Source organism: Spirosoma validum, assembly GCF_014699035.1.
Classification (GTDB): domain Bacteria; phylum Bacteroidota; class Bacteroidia; order Cytophagales; family Spirosomataceae; genus Spirosoma; species Spirosoma validum.
The window spans coordinates 1,054,823-1,070,667 of sequence record NZ_JACXAA010000001.1 but is presented as its reverse complement, the minus strand read 5'-3'; the positions used below and the strand labels follow the sequence as shown (position 1 = coordinate 1,070,667).

The following is a 15,845-nucleotide window of genomic DNA, read 5'->3' as shown; positions in this document are numbered from 1 at the left end:
GTATCGTTTTGGGCGGAACAACGTCCAAAGCTGTATCACTTGAACGAAGAGACTATTGCGTACCATTTACCCCCTGACTCTGATTGGGTGGCTAGCTATTTTTCCCGCCTTTTCCCAGACAGACGCTTCATTAGGCCGATCTACTGATCGGGCCGCTGATATCAGCCGGTCTATACAAGACTTGTTTCCGGTACAAACCGAAGGGATTGACTACGAGTCTGTGTACGATGCGTTAGCCCAACTTTATGCGAATCCACTCGATCTCAATCGTGCTACGCGGGATGAGTTAGCGGCTACGTATCTATTGTCGGAACGCCAACTAAGCAGTTTAGCTACGTATCGGGCTGAAGTTGGCGATCTATTGTCCATTTATGAACTTCAGGCTGTACCCGATTTTGACTTACCGACAATTCGTAGACTATTACCCTTTGTTACAGTAGGAGGAGCGTCGGGTTTGTTTGGGACCTTACCAACACCGACGGATAACTATCTGATCGTGCGTTATGAGTAGGTGCTGGAGCAGCAAAAAGGCTTTTCTGAAGCAATACCTGATAAAAAGGGCAACCTTCCGACTCGCTATTTGGGCAATTCCGGACAGTGGTATGCCCGCTACCGATATAGTCGCCCCCGTGCTTTCAGTTTTGGATTAACCATAGAGAAAGACCCTGGTGAACAATTGGTCTGGCAGCCGTCGAGCCGTCGATATGGGGCTGACTATATTTCCTTCCACGCTCAACTACAGAATCGGGGCAAATGGCGGAATATTATACTGGGCGATTATCAGTTACAGATCGGGCAGGGGTTAATAGTATCGGCGGGATTTGTGTTGGGTAAAAGTGCTGAAACCGTACAGACTGTCCGACGGCCAATGTTAGGTGCCCGCCCTTATACCTCACTCACGGAATATGGCTATTTTCGGGGTGCAACCGCTACGTATGCTCTATGCCCGACTCTGGATTTAACGCTATGGGGTGCTCATAACCGACGAGATGCAAACAGTGCAACCGATAGCACAGGTACTCGTATTGCTACATCGCTGCAAACATCTGGTTTGCATCGTACCTTATCAGAATTAGATGATCGAGGTAGTTTGCTGGAAACCAATTTTGGCGCGCACTTACTTTATCATACTCGTCGCCAGCTACAACTCGGGTTGACGGTTCTGAACACTACGTATGATACGTTCTTTCGCAAGCGTGATCAGGCGTATAACCAGTATGAGTTTACAGGTCAACATAACCTGGTTATCGGTATCCACGGTGGTTATGTCTGGCGTAACTGGAATTTGTTTGGAGAAGTAGCCAGGAGTAATGGCTCAGAAACCAATTCGGGCGGGGTAGGAGCTGTGGTTGGTGCGTTAGTCAGCCTGACGAAAAAGCTTGATCTAGCGCTGGTAGGTCGCCATTATGATCGTAATTTTCATAGTTTTTACAGTAATGGGTTCAGCGAGGGAACACGAACGATTAATGAATCGGGAACCTATATCGGTTTAAAATATACCGTTTATCGTAAGTTGACTTTAGGTGGTTTCGTTGACTATGTCAACTTCCCCTGGTTAAAATATTTGGTCGATAAACCCTCACGTGGATTCGATTACCTACTTCAGGCACGGTATACGCCTAACCGGCAAACGGCGTTCTATGCAGTTTATCACGAAGAACACAAACAGAAAAACCTAACGATTGGGAAAGTAAAGGATGTAGTTGGAACAACGCGCCGAAGTTTTGCGCTTAACGCTGACTATAAACTAACACGATCGCTTTCACTACGTTCGCGGGCTCAGTGGGGAGCATTTGCGTATGCCGGTCAAACGCCTTCACGTGGATTTGCGCTTGTTCAGGATGCTACGTTCGATTACCGCCGGTTAAGTCTAAGCGGACGAGTCGCCTTATTCGGCACCGACGATTACGACAGCCGTCAGTACGTTTACGAACGGGACGTACTTTATGCGTTTTCGTTCCCAGCTTACTTCAACCAAGGCATTCGTCACTATCTATTGATGCAGTACAGTCCAAGTCGTCATCTGGCAATTTGGGTGCGTTGGGCGCGCACAGATCTGACGAATCAGGCTACTGTCGGCTCAGATCTTGATCAAATAACTGCTCCGCACAAGACAGAGGTAAAGGTACAGACTCGTTGGAAATTCTAAACCAATTTGCCACAATACCGAATAATAACTCAACGTATCTAAGCCGATACAGGAGATAAATTTATTTTATATTTGTTTATCCTCTTTATACTATATGATCACGGCGAAATGGTTAAATATTTACGTATTTTATATCAAATAATTACTAAAAATGCCTATTTAATTATCTGGTGTAGTGTCGGGATTTTTAGTTTAGTTACTTTATATGTTCGTAGTAAAGTAATTTTCTTGGTTAATCCTGATATTGGCGGTGTTGAGAGCAACGTAATTTATAGTGTACTACGTATGCTTGCGGGATTCCCTCTTTACCAAAACCCTGAACAAGCGCCGTATGCGATCACGCAGTATAGTCCAATCTATTACTATTTGACCGTAGGTGTATCTCGGCTTGTTGGGCTTACCGCTGATGATGTATATGACGTCTATGCCGTTGGTAGATGCATTTCACTGGTTGCTAATGTATTCTATGTCTGGGGAATTGTCTGGCTTGCCCGGCGTTTACAATTAACTACCTCAGTTGCCATACTAGTTGGTCTTCTGGCTTTTATACTGCTACCTCCCCAATCGTATGGCAGGCCAGATAGTTTATACAATGCACTCGTTATCTGGACTCTATGGGCGGTATTAGGCTGGATCAGTTCTGATTCCGCTAAATCGCTGGTCTATGGCGCAGCTCTAACGGCTTGTTTGGCTGCTCTAGCTTTATTTTCTAAACAGTCTGGCCTTTGCCTGCCGATTATTATCGGCGGTTATCTCATCTTCGTTAGCCCAATTTCCCGTCAGATTTTCCCTTTTCTAGGCTGGTACGCATTATTTATAGGGTTGCTCTATTATAGCCTCTTTTGGCAAGACGCTACACTTATATACGCTAATGTGATTCAGGGTGTAAGCAACGGAATTGATCTAGCTAACTTTAAGCATAACCTGGTCGACCACTACTTACGTCCTTTCGCGTGGTTGGTTATACCAAGTCTGGCCATTAGTATTCGCTATAGTATATTTGAACAAGGAGCTCGCCAGTTTATTGGATTGTCGGTTTTAGGCTTATTTCTGTTTGCAATGGCAACCGGTTTAAAGTGGGGTTCGGCCTTAAATTATTTCACAGAATTTACCGGTTTATCCTTTTTATTGATTGCCGATACTATTAGGCTATTTCGAAGCAAATTGTCTGATTGGGCGAATGTAGGCCGCCTGGCCTTACTGCTGGCAGTTATTTGGGTTGTACCAGTTAATGCTATGAATTTTAATTGGGAGCGATCGTTCAATAAGCCGGTTGATATGACTCAGTATCAACAAGAGCAGGCGGTGGCGCAGTACGTTAAGAACGAGTTAACAAAACATAATAATGGCTTAGTATATAGCACCCTGTATAATAGCAGCTATTTGAATGCATTTTTGTTTCGTCACTGTATTGTGCCCCAGCAGGATTTAATGATTGGATCGGCATATCCATTGCGATCGTTTGATTATACCGACCTTGATCGAGCTGCACAGGATGGTCGCGTTCAATTTGTGATCAGTAGAAATGGAGAAACAGACGCCCCCTTATCGCCACCCGTTTATCTGGGCAATTATCGTCCCATTAAATCCATAGGAGATTACACAATTTATAAATTCAATCCATCAGCCGGACAATTGTCCGATTTGTCGTCAGAAGATAAAGCAAAAAGTACACAAAGGATCATTTCTCCATCTCTCGAATAAGCTTATTGGCGTTAATAAACTCGTTTAATTCGTCTACGCCTGAATGGGTTAACGTAGCACTTGTGCCTTCCCACAGCTTTTTGCCCTGGTAGAGAAACATGATTTTCTCGCCGATCTCCATCATTGAGTTCATATCGTGCGTAATAACGACGGTTGTAATCTGATACTCATCTGTGATTTCAGAAATGAGCTGATCAATCTTAATGGAGGTTAAGGGGTCAAGGCCAGAGTTTGGCTCATCGCAAAATAAATACTTGGGATTCAAGACAATGGCGCGGGCAATACCAACCCGTTTCTTCATTCCTCCACTGATTTCCGATGGCATCCGGTCGGCAGCATTCTCGAGCCCTACGCGACGTAAGCACTCCTGAGCCCGGTCTACTTTTTCGCTCTCTGGCTGGTCTGTCAGCATGTCGAGCGGAAACCGAACGTTTTCCAGCACTGTCTTTGAATCGAATAAGGCTGACCCCTGAAACAAAACCCCCATTTCGCGACGAATGGTTTTCTGCTCGTTCAGGTCCGTCGTCAAAAAGTCGCGTCCGTCATAAAGAACCTCGCCCAAATCAGGTTTGATCAGGCCGATCATGCACTTCAGTAATACACTCTTGCCCGTACCACTGCCACCGATAATCAGGCTTGTGTCGCCCGGCTTGAACGATCCACTGATGCCCGCCAGCACTTGTCGATCTCCGAATGTTTTTTCTATATTTTTAATTTCAATCATTGTAAAAATCGAAAGAGCGAAGGACTGAACGAATGACTCACGTGCCAGTTCCGCGCCTGCGTTCGTTACGTGAGTAATAATTGCGTCAGAATGAAGTCAGCGGCTACAATAGCGACGCAACTGTTGGTAACGGCGGCCGTCGACGCTGCTCCTACTTCTAAGGCTCCACCACTGACGTTATAGCCCCGATACGCCGAAATTGTTGAGATCAGAAACGCAAATACGACCGTTTTAATGAGCGCGAACACAACACCAAATGGCTTGTAATCGACGCGGAGGCCCGATACGTACTCCTCGGGAGAGATGACTCCGGCTAGCGTTCCGGCAATGTAACCGCCCAGAATAGACAGAAAGCCAGCCATAATCACCAGCAGCGGAAACATCAGAACCGAAGCAATCACCTTAGGTAATACCAGGTAGGAACTCGAATTGATCCCCATCACTTCCAGCGCATCGATCTGCTCAGTAATTCGCATCGTACCTAGTTCACTCGCAATATTAGAGCCTACCTTACCTGCCAGAACGATACACGATAGCGTAGGAGCTAATTCAAGAATAGAACTATCACGCACAATGAGCGCGATTATATTTTTTGGAACAAAGGGGTTGGTCAGATTATAAGCCGTCTGTACGCAGGTGACGGCGCCAATGAACGTATTAACGAGCGCTACGATAAAAATAGAGCCGACGCCTATCGACGTACACTCGTTCAGAATAAGCTTCAGATAGACACCGATTTTCTCCCGATTACGAAAGAGGGTGCCCAGAAAAATCAAATAACTACCTAATCGTGACATAGAAGCGTGTAGTGGAACAAACCGACTTTGCTTTAGTCAGGTCGGTATTCTCTACTCGGGAGAACCCCGGTAAAGATAGAATGGTTTCTGACGTAACTTGTGCCACAAATTAAACCTTATCTCGAGTGCAAATTTTTTAAGGTTTAAAACTAGAAAAGCTTCACATGAAACCATTAATTGTCGTCACGGGGGGTACAAAAGGCATTGGGCGAGCTATAGCAGACCGATTTATAGCAGAGGGTTTCGAGGCCGTTGTCTGTGCCCGTTCGATAGAGGGCATACAAAGCGATGGTCTCTTACCCGTTGTTGCAGACCTTTCAACACGCGATGGTGTTATACACTTGCTTGATTACGTTCAGTCACTGAAACGGCCCGTTGATGTGCTGGTTAACAATACCGGTATATTTCTGCCCGGTCAGATTCACAATGAAGCCGAGGGGACATTTGAACAGGTGATGAATACAAACGTAGCGAGTGCCTATCATCTAACCCGTGGATTAGTTGGCGATATGATTGCCCGCCGTAAAGGGCATATTTTTATGATGTGCTCAACCGCTAGCATCACAGCCTACACGAATGGTGGATCGTATTGTATCTCTAAATTTGCGTTGCTGGGCATGAGCCGCGTTTTGCGTGAGGAATTGAAGCCGCACGGTGTAAAAGTAACGGCATTGCTACCCGGCGCTACGTTGACAGGCAGTTGGGAAGGTACTGATTTGCCCGAAGAGCGATTTATGAAAGCTGATGACGTAGCAGCTAGCGCCTGGGCTGCTTATTCTCTTTCCAAGAGTGCCGTTATGGAAGAAATTCTCATTCGACCACAATTGGGCGACATCTAATGGAAAAATAACGAATGATTTATAAGGGCTGTTCGACGGGGCATCGGATGGCTAATGCCGCCCCATAACGACTTTTTTGTATCTTGCGGCCTACTTCATCCGTTCCTGACCTGACAACTATTTCATTGATAACTAATTATTGCTAACGAATGGCTTCCGTTGAGTATCTGGGTATTGACGTAGGCGGCACGAACGTCAAAATGGGCATTGTCGATGCCAATACCGGTAAAATCTCCAATTTTTATAGTCACGATACCATCAGCTGGCGGCAATCGGGACATTTCATCGAGCGATTTGGCGACGCTGTTGCCTTACAACTACTTGCTAACAAAGACGTTAAACAGGTCGGTATCGGTCTGCCGGGCATGCTAAATCGGGAACGTACTGTTCCGCTCGAAATCACTGCCATTCCCGAAATCAACGGTATACCTATGGTAGAACAGTTGACGACACGTTTCCCCGGAACACAATTTTTTCTGGAAAACGATGCTAACGCAGCTGCTTTGGGGGAGTATTATTTTGCGGAAGAAAAAATTACGGAAAACTACATTTTCATTACGCTGGGTACAGGTGTAGGTGGAGCCGCAATTATCAACAAAAAAATATTTACAGGCGGTGATGGGAATGCTATGGAACCAGGCCACATTCCTTCGCGAAATGGCCGGGTGCTGGAGCGCAACATCGGTAAGAAAGAACTGCTGGATCTGGCCAATGAACGGCGCAGTGAATACAAAGGAGAAACTCATCTGCCCGCCGATGGAAATATATCGACAACGGGCCTGGTAGCCGCTGCTGCTGAAGGGGATGAACTGGCGATAAAAATTTGGACTGAAGTTGGGGAAATACTAGGCGAAGGTTTGGCAGCCCTTATTAAAATCCTTGATATTAAGCAGGTGTTGATTGGTGGTGGACTATCAGCCTCGTTTGATTATATATTGCCAGCTGTTGAAAAAACACTGGATTATTGGCTAAATGATTACTACAAAAATGGCCTGAATATTAAACGCGCTACGTTAGGAAACGACGCGGGCTTGTTAGGAGCTGCTTCACTCTGTTTTGAGTAAAATGTATAAAGGGGAAAAGGAAAATCAGCAGTTGATACATACTCAACTGCTGATTTTCCTTTTCCCCTTTTATATCACATTCACCTCTGGAGATATAGATATCCCGAATTTCGCAAGTACTGATTCTTGTATTTGCTTGGCAAGATCTATAATCTCGTTGCCAGTAGCGTTGCCATAGTTCACTAAAACCAACGCTTGTTTTGCATGAACGCCCGCGTCGCCAGAGCGGTACCCTTTCCAGCCAGCCTGTTCAATCAGCCATCCTGCCGGAACTTTTACGATGTTATCACCAATAGGATAACCGGGTAAAGTCGGGTATTGGTTTTGAATTGCTTCGAATTGATCTTTTGAAATCTCTGGGTTTTTGAAAAAACTTCCTGCATTTCCAATCTGAGCGGGATCGGGGAGTTTACTACGTCGTATACGAATAACGGCCTCACTAATCGATTTAATGGACAAATTGCTGTCTGTTATGCCCATTTCAGAAAGGGTTTCCTGAATGGCTCCGTAGCGCGTATGAAACGTAGGGTGTTTATCTAACTGAAACGTAACGCTGGTGATAATGTATTGCCCTTTCAATTCTCGCTTAAAAATACTTTCCCGATAGCCAAAGGCGCAATCGCTGTGGTTGAATGTCTGCTTTTCACCCGTAACGATATGCATAGCGGTAAGTGACTCAAACACCTGTTCTAGCTCTACACCATAAGCCCCAATATTCTGCATAGGAGCAGCGCCAACCGTACCGGGTATGAGCGAAAGATTTTCCATTCCTGCGTAGCCTTGTTGCACGCAGAACTGGACTAATTCATGCCAGTTAACTCCCGCACCAGCTTTTAAATAAATATGGGAATCGTCTTCTCGAAGCATTTCGATTCCCTGGATATTCATTTTGATGACTAAGCCATCGAAGTTTTGGCAAAGTAAAATATTACTTCCTCCGCCAAGAATCAGTTTTGGTGAATCAGCAAATTCAGTTAACTGTAAAAGCGTTTGAAGGTCCTCTTCGTGATTAATATCAACCCAATACCGTGTGGTGGCACCAATCCTAAATGTATTATATGGTTTAAGCGATACGTAGCTTTGTATATTCAGCATGTATTGTGCGCAGTGAATGCTCAAAATTAACCAAAATCCAGTCCTGCATCGTGTTCGATTTCACTAGATTGACTTAATAAAATGACAAAAAGGTTATTTTTGTGTCTTGGTGAACAACAAACATGCGTGTAGACTTAGCTAAATTTTTTGTATTAGGCTTGATGATAATGACCGGATGTGCTAGCAACAAACCAATTGTATCAAGTCGGACAGTAGTAGATTACAACAGCTATACTGAAGATTTATCTTTAGTAAGACCGGTATATAATGCTACATCGGCCAATATGGCTACTACCAGCAAATCTAATGCTTCTAATACACCAGCAAAACCCTCTACAACGGCACCTCGTAAAAATGAAACGCGTAAAGTGAATGCGCCTGTTGAGGCCATGCACGTTAACCGACGACTCGACTTAGTGCTTGATACCATTGCCACCCAAAATCGATCTATACGGTATGCTCCCGGCTATCGCGTCCAGATTTATGTCGGAAATCAACGTCAGGAAGTCGATGCTGCCAAACTATTAATCTACCAGAATTTTCCGGAACTAAGTCCTTACTTAAGCTATAATCAGCCAACGTATAAACTTAAAGTTGGTGATTTCATGCGCCGAATGGATGCCGAACGATATTACACCTCGATTCGCCGATTGATTTCATCAGCGCAATTACAGCCCGATAAAGTTGATATTAGACGAAGCCTGTTAATAAAATAAATTATATAAATTGGTCGTCAGACCTTACATTTGAATAAGTTTTATACAATTTGATGTCTTGGTATTGACCAAGTTAGCACATTATGAAGAAAGCGCTGATTACCGGAATAACCGGACAAGATGGGGCCTATCTGGCTGAACTACTATTAGGAAAAGGTTATGAAGTACATGGTATAAAACGCCGGAGCTCCCTTTTTAACACGCAACGGATTGATAATATGTATGAAGATCCACATGAAAAAGATGTGCACTTCAAGCTTCATTATGGCGATCTTTCCGACTCGACTAATATTATTAGAATTATACAAGAAGTACAGCCTGACGAGATCTACAACCTCGGCGCTATGTCGCATGTACGGGTAAGTTTTGAAGAGCCTGAATATACGGCTCAGGTTGATGGTATTGGCACGCTACGTATTCTGGAAGCTGTTCGTTTGCTAGGCTTGACTGAAAAAACCCGGATTTATCAAGCTTCGACGTCAGAATTGTATGGTGGTGTTCAGGGGCATGCTCAGTCCGAAACGACCCCATTCTATCCACGTTCGCCTTACGCTGTTGCCAAATTATACGGCTACTGGATTACAGTCAATTACCGTGAAGCTTATAACATGTACGCCTGTAATGGGATTCTATTCAACCATGAATCACCTTTACGTGGTGAAACGTTCGTTACACGTAAAATCACCCGTGCTGCCGCTCGAATCGGTTTAGGTTTGCAGGATAAAGTATATCTTGGAAATATTGACTCATTACGTGATTGGGGACATGCTAAAGACTACGTTGAAGCAATGTACCTGATTCTACAGCAGGAAAAACCTGAAGATTTTGTCATTGCAACAGGTGTAACGACAAGTATTCGGGATTTCGTGAGAATGGCTTTTGCTGAAATCGGCGTTGAGCTTGAGTTTTCTGGTGAAGGCTCTTCGGAAGTTGGTATTGTGTCAAGTTCAACGAACCCAGACTTCCCGGTTGAAGTTGGGAAAACAGTAGTATGTGTCGATCCTAGGTATTATCGTCCAACAGAAGTGGATCTCTTACTTGGCGATCCGACTAAAGCGATGACTCAATTAAACTGGCAGCCAAAATACGATCTGGCTGCTCTGGTAAAAGATATGATGACGGCCGATATCGATCTCTTCCGGCGTGACCAACTGTTGGTAAAGAGTGGTCATCAGGTGTTAAATTATTATGAGTAGAAATGGACACGGTTTAACAAGTAATTCGGTTTGATAAATGAAAAGGCCCGCCAAGTTTTTGGCGGGCCTTTTCATTTATCAAACCGTGATCAATTACACGGGTACGGCGTAGTAATACATCCGGGAACTATTGGGATACATACCGATCAGCATGAGCCCTTCTCCCTCTTTTACTGATGACATAATCGCCTGTAAGTCTTTGGTCGTTTTAACGTTCTTACCGTTCGCTTTAACGATGATGAACCCTTCTTCGACGTCGGTTTCTGCCAGTTTACCATCCGTGATTTTCTTAACCCGAACGCCACCCGTCACGCCCAATTGTTTCGCATCTTGAGCAGAAAGATCTTCAAAGCTAGCACCCAATGTATTTAGGGACGTATTCGCTGCGGTGATATCCGATTTTTTGATGACATCACGGCCACCATTGCGATTACGAAGTTCAACTTTGAAATCCCGCTCCGAGCCGTCACGATTTACCGTCACGTTTACAATATCACCCGGACGACGACGACCAATGATTTCACGCATCTGTGCGTCAGAATCAAGCGCCTGGCCTTCCATTTTCACGATAACATCGCCTTTTTTCAAACCGGCAGCCTCAGCAGCACCTTTTTCAACAACGTTTTCGACATAGATTCCGCGACCTATTTTCGCCCCTTTCTCTTTGGCTACCGTGCTGTTCAACTCAATAGGAAGAATACCAATGTAACCACGTTGAACATTACCATATTTGAGCAAGTCAGCCGATACTTTTTTTACGAGTGACACAGGGACAGCGAATCCATAACCACTATAATATCCTGTTGCTGATGCAATTGCAGAATTAATGCCAATTAATTCACCACGCAGATTTACCAATGCACCGCCAGAGTTTCCTGGATTAATAGCAGCATCCGTTTGAATGAAAGCTTCTACAGGTGAGTCGGGTTTAGCATCGTTTTTATTTATATTCTGGTCAAGAATACCAATCCGGCGACCTTTCGCACTAACAATACCAGCTGTAACTGTTGATTCCAGATCGAGAGGGTAACCAACCGCTAATACCCATTCACCTAATTTCAGGGCATCTGAATCACCAAGCGTAATAAAAGGCAGGTTGTTAGCATCAACTTTGATAACAGCTAAGTCTGTCAACGGATCTGTACCAATCACTTTTGCCTTAAAGCTACGTTTGTCGGTCATGATGACTTCTACTTCATCGGCATCCTGAACGACGTGGTTGTTGGTGACGATATAGCCATCTTTGCTGATGATAACACCCGATCCAGAGGCTTGCCCTTGCTGACGACGAGGCTGCCGTTGATTACCACCGAACTCATCTCCGAAGAACTCCCGAAAAATATCGGGCATTTGCTGTTGTTGACGTACCGTACGGGTCATTGTAGTACGTATGTGAACAACCATTGGCGTCACGGCTTCAGCAGCCGTAGAGAAATCACCCGGCACAGCCGATGGTCCACCCGGCATGGATGCCAGACGACCTGTAATCGTCGGTATTGGCGACGATTCATTAAAAATTACATCCCGGTTGTTAAATCCCAACAGGTTGTAAGCGGCCAGCGTTATTACACTCGATAGTAGTGCCATCAACGCCAATAATTTCCAGTTACTTTTCATGGTTAATTGGGAAAATCTAATTGCTTTTTTTGTGTTGGAGTCAAATTTCACTCTGTTGGTATAACGGAAAGTGCCTTCCGAAAAATCCAGGTAATGCTAGTCCTTAACAAAATTTAACAGGGCTTTGTTAGCGCGGTTTAGCATTACCTTTTCCCGCCCATATTACTTGTGGAACGTTCATTCTATGTACTGATTGAGCAATTCTTATACCAAGAATAATAGCAGCTAAAATAACGACGGTTTGTCATTATTCCTTACTTAAATATAAAGAAATATGCCAGAATAGCTGCAGTAAGGTGAAATATATAGACCATACCAATACGGTGGATACACTACAGAAATGAATAAATTGAAGGCAGAAAGGGGACTATTTTATAGCAAGTAAATCAAAAGCTTTCTCTGCAGCCGCTTGCTCAGCTTTTTTCTTGCTATAACCGCTGCCTGTTGCGAAAGGCTCATCATTGACTAATACCTGGGCAATGAACTCACGGAAATGGCTATTTCCTTTTTCGGAGATAATTTCGAAACGAATTTCTTTCCCCTCTCTCTGTGCCCACTCAATCAGACGGCTTTTGAAGTTACCGTTTGTCTGTACGACTGACTCGATATCGTAATGCGATAATAAATCCTTAAGAATAAACCGACGAGTGAATCGGAATCCTTTGTCTAAATAAACCGCCCCCACCAGAGCCTCAAGCGCATCGCCATACATGGACGTACGGGCAGGCATGCTACGTGTCCGGCTTCCGTCATACTCGATCAATAGATCGAGACCAATTTTACGTGCAATACCATTCAAGGTCTCTCGATTGACAATTCGAGAGCGAATTTCAGTTAAAAAGCCTTCGTCTTTATAAGGATATTTTTTGAAGAGAAATTCAGCAATGACCATACCTAACACCGCATCACCGAGATATTCCAGACGCTCGTTTGATTCCCGAAACCCTTCAATAGCCGTGGCTTTTGACGCTGATGTATGACGTAGCGCCAATTGATACACTCCTAAGTTAGAAGGGCGTGCTCCAATAATATGAGCAATTGACCGGCGTAGATTCTTACTCGACCCAGAATTACCAGATCGGAACCAGCTAAAAGGATTAGACAAACTACGAGGCAGAGCGAGTTGCACGGCTCAGCTAAGTTTACGGAAAATGACGATGGCATTGTGTCCACCGAACCCGAATGCATTACTCATCACAGTAGTCATTGGTCTCGATTGGGCAGTATTAAACGTTAAATTAAAGCGCGAATCAATTTCTTCGTCGTCTGTGAAGTGATTTATCGTTGGTGGAACGATCTGGTGTTCGAGCGCTTTAATACAGGCAATAGCTTCAACGGCACCTGCGGCACCCAGCAAATGGCCAGTCATTGATTTGGTTGAGCTGATATTTATATTGAATGAGTGCTCACCGAATAATTGATGGATTGCCTTCAGTTCTTGTGGATCGCCAATTGGTGTTGAGGTACCATGCGTATTAATGTAATCAATCTCAGTTGGAGCAATGCCAGCGTCATCAAGCGCGTCCTGCATACCCAGAAAAGCTCCCAGGCCTTCAGGATGGGGAGCCGTAATGTGATAAGCATCTGACGACATACCTCCACCAATTAATTCCGCATAAATTTTGGCACCGCGTGATTGAGCATGCTCATATTCTTCCAGAATGAGCGATCCCGCACCTTCGCCTAATACAAATCCATCACGATCCTTATCATACGGTCTTGACGCTGTTTCGGGAGAGTCATTACGTTCCGACAAAGCGCGGTTCGCGTTGAAACCACCAATACCAGCTTTCGTAACGGCAGCTTCTGACCCACCCACAACGCACATGTTTAAACGGCCTAAGCGAATGTAATTAAAAGCATCGATAATGGCATTGTTAGTAGAAGCACAGGCAGAAACTGTTACGTAGTTTGTCCCTCGAAAACCATAACGCATCGAAATTTGCCCCGATGCGCTATCGGCAATCATGCGAACAATAAAAAACGGATTGATACGTGGAGTCCCATCGCCTTTCGCGTAATCGATCATCTCGTCCTCGAAGGACTTTAGACCACCGATACCTGACCCCCAAATAACACCAACTTTATTTTTGTTAATGGTATCAAGGTTTATACCAGCGTCACGAATGGCCTCATCAGTGGCGATAAGTGCATAATGCGTGAACGCATCCATCTTACGGGCCTCCTGCCGGGGAATGAACTGCGTTACGTCCAACCCCTTTACTTCGCAAGCGAATTGCGTACGAAACTTGCTGGCGTCAAACTTCGTAATGGGACCGGCCCCGCTTACACCAGCGGCTAAGTTGTTCCAATAGGTGGTTACATCATTGCCAATAGGTGTCAACGCACCGAGGCCGGTCACTACTACTCGTTTGAATGTCATACAGCGAAACTGCGTAATGAAAATTGAAAAACAACGCCGAGCCTACTTTTGTTGGCGCTGGCTTCCAGGTACTACATAGCTTAGTCAATTACGGTAGTGATTGGCTTCTTAGTCTACTGACTTCCATACCGAATTGAGCATCAGCAAAAAATTACTTACCGATGTGTTTTTCCAGATACTCAATGGCTAAACCAACTGTTGAGATTTTTTCAGCCTCATCGTCGGGGATAGGCAGGTTGAATTCTTTTTCAAATTCCATAATTAACTCAACCGTATCGAGTGAATCAGCACCCAAGTCATTGGTGAAGCTTGCTTCCGGCGTCACTTCTGACTCTTCAACACCCAGTTTCTCAACAATGATATTCTTAACTTTTTGTGCAATGTCCGACATTTTAGTAGTCCGTTGTAGATTAAAAAACTGCGCAAAGAAACGTATTTACCTTTGTATTATCAAACAATTTTTTGAAGTATAAATCGTTTCAAGTTCTTTTGTTTAAAGGTATATACTATTGATAGCCAATTAGTTGAGAAAGAAAATGGTGCTTTATGTCTGCTTGGATAATACGGATACGCCACCGATGAAATCAGCATGATTTACCGAATCACAACGGATTTGCAGACGTAGGTGGGAATAATGCCAGTACTTCGGATTAAAATTTCTGCATCCTGTGGCTGGGTATTACCCGTTAACACCAATACTGTATCCAAGCCGAACTTATTCCCGCCTAAGATATCTGTGTGTAACGTATCGCCCACCATCAGAATATCCCGTTTACTAACGTGGACGGCATTTTCCAGACGCTCATAGGCGAACATAAATAACTGAGCGTCGGGCTTCCCAAATCGAATAAATTTTTTGCCAACAATCGTCTCGATCATCTTAGCCACGGCGCCAATGGCAATGGCAATGCGGGTCTTCGAGACAGGATAAGTTGCATCGGTATTCGCTACAATAACCGGAATGTTACGCTTCCGAAGGAGATTGACTGTTTTAGTCAAGTCAGTGTTCCAGTCGAAACCCTCGTCGTCAAGTAGCACCAATGCATTAATATCTGCTACGTCTTTGAGATCTACCTGACTAATTGGCAAGGTTTTTAAGCCTGTAGTTTCGAGATAATGGGCTGATTTCTCGGTACCTAAATAAGCCACTGTTCCATGATGTACTTTCAGATCAAGGTATTCGCGTGCCAGCATTCCTGACGAAATAATTCGTTCCGGCGTAATTGCATAGAAACCTTGCCGATAATACGATTCGGCCAATTCGTGTGGACCGCGTGAGGCATCGTTAGTTAGTACGTAAAAAGTTTTGCCGTTATCCCGAAGCCAATCAAACGTTGTTTCAATGCCTGGCAAAATACCCTCTGAATTTTTCAAAACGCCAAATGCGTCAAAGAAGATTACTTGATAGTCAGCCGCTATAGTTTTGAAATCGGCAATCTGCATAGAGGAAATGAATAGATGGTACGTACTGGTTTTACCGATATTTTTATTGGTAAAAGTACGACCGAAGCAGAATTTTCAATCAGTTTTCTTTAACTAGTGTCTGTATATCCAGAATTAG

General features: G+C 44.3%; 15 protein-coding genes. 7 read left to right on the top strand and 8 right to left on the bottom strand.

Going from position 1 to position 15,845, the window contains the following annotated elements:
* Positions 1-55: 55 nt before the first annotated feature.
* The 3 genes from IC230_RS34575 to IC230_RS04265 all read left to right on the top strand — a co-directional run bounded on the left by IC230_RS34575 (position 56) and on the right by IC230_RS04265 (position 3,853).
* Complete coding sequence (locus IC230_RS34575) at positions 56-511, top strand: ComEA family DNA-binding protein (RefSeq protein ID WP_317171758.1); 456 nt, start codon at positions 56-58, stop codon at positions 509-511.
* A 69-nt stretch (positions 512-580) separates the two neighbouring features.
* Positions 581-2,149 carry a helix-hairpin-helix domain-containing protein gene (locus IC230_RS04270; protein ID WP_317171757.1) on the top strand — a complete coding sequence of 523 codons (1,569 nt, stop codon included), beginning with the start codon at positions 581-583 and terminating at the stop codon, positions 2,147-2,149.
* 72 nt (positions 2,150-2,221) lie between these two features.
* Positions 2,222-3,853: a hypothetical protein gene (locus IC230_RS04265; RefSeq protein WP_191037710.1), complete on the top strand. Its 1,632-nt coding sequence runs from the start codon at positions 2,222-2,224 to the stop codon at positions 3,851-3,853.
* Here IC230_RS04265 and IC230_RS04260 read toward each other — a convergent pair.
* On the bottom strand, positions 3,831-4,577 hold the full coding sequence (locus IC230_RS04260; RefSeq protein ID WP_191037709.1) for an ABC transporter ATP-binding protein: 747 nt from the start codon (positions 4,575-4,577) through the stop codon (positions 3,831-3,833). The two genes, IC230_RS04265 and IC230_RS04260, sit on opposite strands and share 23 nt — an antisense overlap.
* A 65-nt stretch (positions 4,578-4,642) precedes the next feature.
* The gene (locus IC230_RS04255; protein ID WP_191037708.1) at positions 4,643-5,374 is read right to left on the bottom strand and encodes an MlaE family ABC transporter permease; all 732 of its coding nucleotides are present in this window, start codon (positions 5,372-5,374) and stop codon (positions 4,643-4,645) included.
* Between the two features lie 164 nt (positions 5,375-5,538).
* Here IC230_RS04255 and IC230_RS04250 point away from each other — a divergent pair, with 164 nt between their 5' ends.
* On the top strand, positions 5,539-6,213 hold the full coding sequence (locus IC230_RS04250) for an SDR family oxidoreductase (RefSeq protein WP_191037707.1): 675 nt from the start codon (positions 5,539-5,541) through the stop codon (positions 6,211-6,213).
* Positions 6,214-6,362: 149 nt separating this feature from the next.
* Complete coding sequence (locus tag IC230_RS04245) at positions 6,363-7,277, top strand: ROK family protein (protein WP_191037706.1); 915 nt, start codon at positions 6,363-6,365, stop codon at positions 7,275-7,277.
* Between the two features lie 69 nt (positions 7,278-7,346).
* Here the strand turns inward: IC230_RS04245 and murB are convergent, their stop codons facing one another.
* Positions 7,347-8,372, bottom strand: a complete 1,026-nt coding sequence (gene murB, locus IC230_RS04240) for a UDP-N-acetylmuramate dehydrogenase (protein ID WP_191037705.1) — start codon at positions 8,370-8,372, stop codon at positions 7,347-7,349.
* A 284-nt stretch (positions 8,373-8,656) separates the two neighbouring features.
* On the opposite strand from murB, the gene IC230_RS04235 reads away from it, so the two are divergent.
* Together IC230_RS04235 and gmd are read left to right on the top strand one after the other, a co-directional pair.
* Positions 8,657-9,088, top strand: a complete 432-nt coding sequence (locus tag IC230_RS04235) for an SPOR domain-containing protein (RefSeq protein ID WP_317171756.1) — start codon at positions 8,657-8,659, stop codon at positions 9,086-9,088.
* Positions 9,089-9,171: 83 nt separating this feature from the next.
* On the top strand, positions 9,172-10,284 hold the full coding sequence (gene gmd, locus IC230_RS04230) for a GDP-mannose 4,6-dehydratase (RefSeq protein ID WP_191037703.1): 1,113 nt from the start codon (positions 9,172-9,174) through the stop codon (positions 10,282-10,284).
* A 93-nt stretch (positions 10,285-10,377) separates the two neighbouring features.
* On the opposite strand, the gene IC230_RS04225 is transcribed toward gmd, so the two are convergent.
* The 5 genes from IC230_RS04225 to IC230_RS04205 form a co-directional block, all read right to left on the bottom strand.
* A complete protein-coding gene (locus tag IC230_RS04225) occupies positions 10,378-11,901 on the bottom strand; it encodes a Do family serine endopeptidase (protein ID WP_191037702.1) in 1,524 nt (507 codons plus the stop codon).
* Between the two features lie 367 nt (positions 11,902-12,268).
* The gene (gene rnc, locus IC230_RS04220) at positions 12,269-13,030 is read right to left on the bottom strand and encodes a ribonuclease III (RefSeq protein WP_191037701.1); all 762 of its coding nucleotides are present in this window, start codon (positions 13,028-13,030) and stop codon (positions 12,269-12,271) included.
* A 3-nt stretch (positions 13,031-13,033) separates the two neighbouring features.
* Complete coding sequence (fabF, locus tag IC230_RS04215) at positions 13,034-14,284, bottom strand: beta-ketoacyl-ACP synthase II (RefSeq protein ID WP_191037700.1); 1,251 nt, start codon at positions 14,282-14,284, stop codon at positions 13,034-13,036.
* A gap of 151 nt (positions 14,285-14,435) precedes the next feature.
* The gene (locus tag IC230_RS04210; RefSeq protein WP_018617787.1) at positions 14,436-14,675 is read right to left on the bottom strand and encodes an acyl carrier protein; all 240 of its coding nucleotides are present in this window, start codon (positions 14,673-14,675) and stop codon (positions 14,436-14,438) included.
* 203 nt (positions 14,676-14,878) lie between these two features.
* Positions 14,879-15,727: a TIGR01459 family HAD-type hydrolase gene (locus IC230_RS04205; RefSeq protein ID WP_191037699.1), complete on the bottom strand. Its 849-nt coding sequence runs from the start codon at positions 15,725-15,727 to the stop codon at positions 14,879-14,881.
* Positions 15,728-15,845: the final 118 nt, after the last annotated feature.

Bases quoted from the DNA above. Each gene is read 5' to 3' on its own strand.
- IC230_RS04260 (WP_191037709.1), bottom strand. From the start codon at position 4,577: ATGATTGAAATTAAAAATATAGAAAAAACATTCGGAGATCGACAAGTG.
- IC230_RS04255 (WP_191037708.1), bottom strand. From the start codon at position 5,374: ATGTCACGATTAGGTAGTTATTTGATTTTTCTGGGCACCCTCTTTCGT.
- IC230_RS04250 (WP_191037707.1), top strand. From the start codon at position 5,539: ATGAAACCATTAATTGTCGTCACGGGGGGTACAAAAGGCATTGGGCGA.
- IC230_RS04245 (WP_191037706.1), top strand. From the start codon at position 6,363: ATGGCTTCCGTTGAGTATCTGGGTATTGACGTAGGCGGCACGAACGTC.
- murB (WP_191037705.1), bottom strand. From the start codon at position 8,372: ATGCTGAATATACAAAGCTACGTATCGCTTAAACCATATAATACATTT.
- IC230_RS04235 (WP_317171756.1), top strand. From the start codon at position 8,657: ATGGCTACTACCAGCAAATCTAATGCTTCTAATACACCAGCAAAACCC.
- gmd (WP_191037703.1), top strand. From the start codon at position 9,172: ATGAAGAAAGCGCTGATTACCGGAATAACCGGACAAGATGGGGCCTAT.
- IC230_RS04225 (WP_191037702.1), bottom strand. From the start codon at position 11,901: ATGAAAAGTAACTGGAAATTATTGGCGTTGATGGCACTACTATCGAGT.
- fabF (WP_191037700.1), bottom strand. From the start codon at position 14,284: ATGACATTCAAACGAGTAGTAGTGACCGGCCTCGGTGCGTTGACACCT.
- IC230_RS04210 (WP_018617787.1), bottom strand. From the start codon at position 14,675: ATGTCGGACATTGCACAAAAAGTTAAGAATATCATTGTTGAGAAACTG.
- IC230_RS04205 (WP_191037699.1), bottom strand. From the start codon at position 15,727: ATGCAGATTGCCGATTTCAAAACTATAGCGGCTGACTATCAAGTAATC.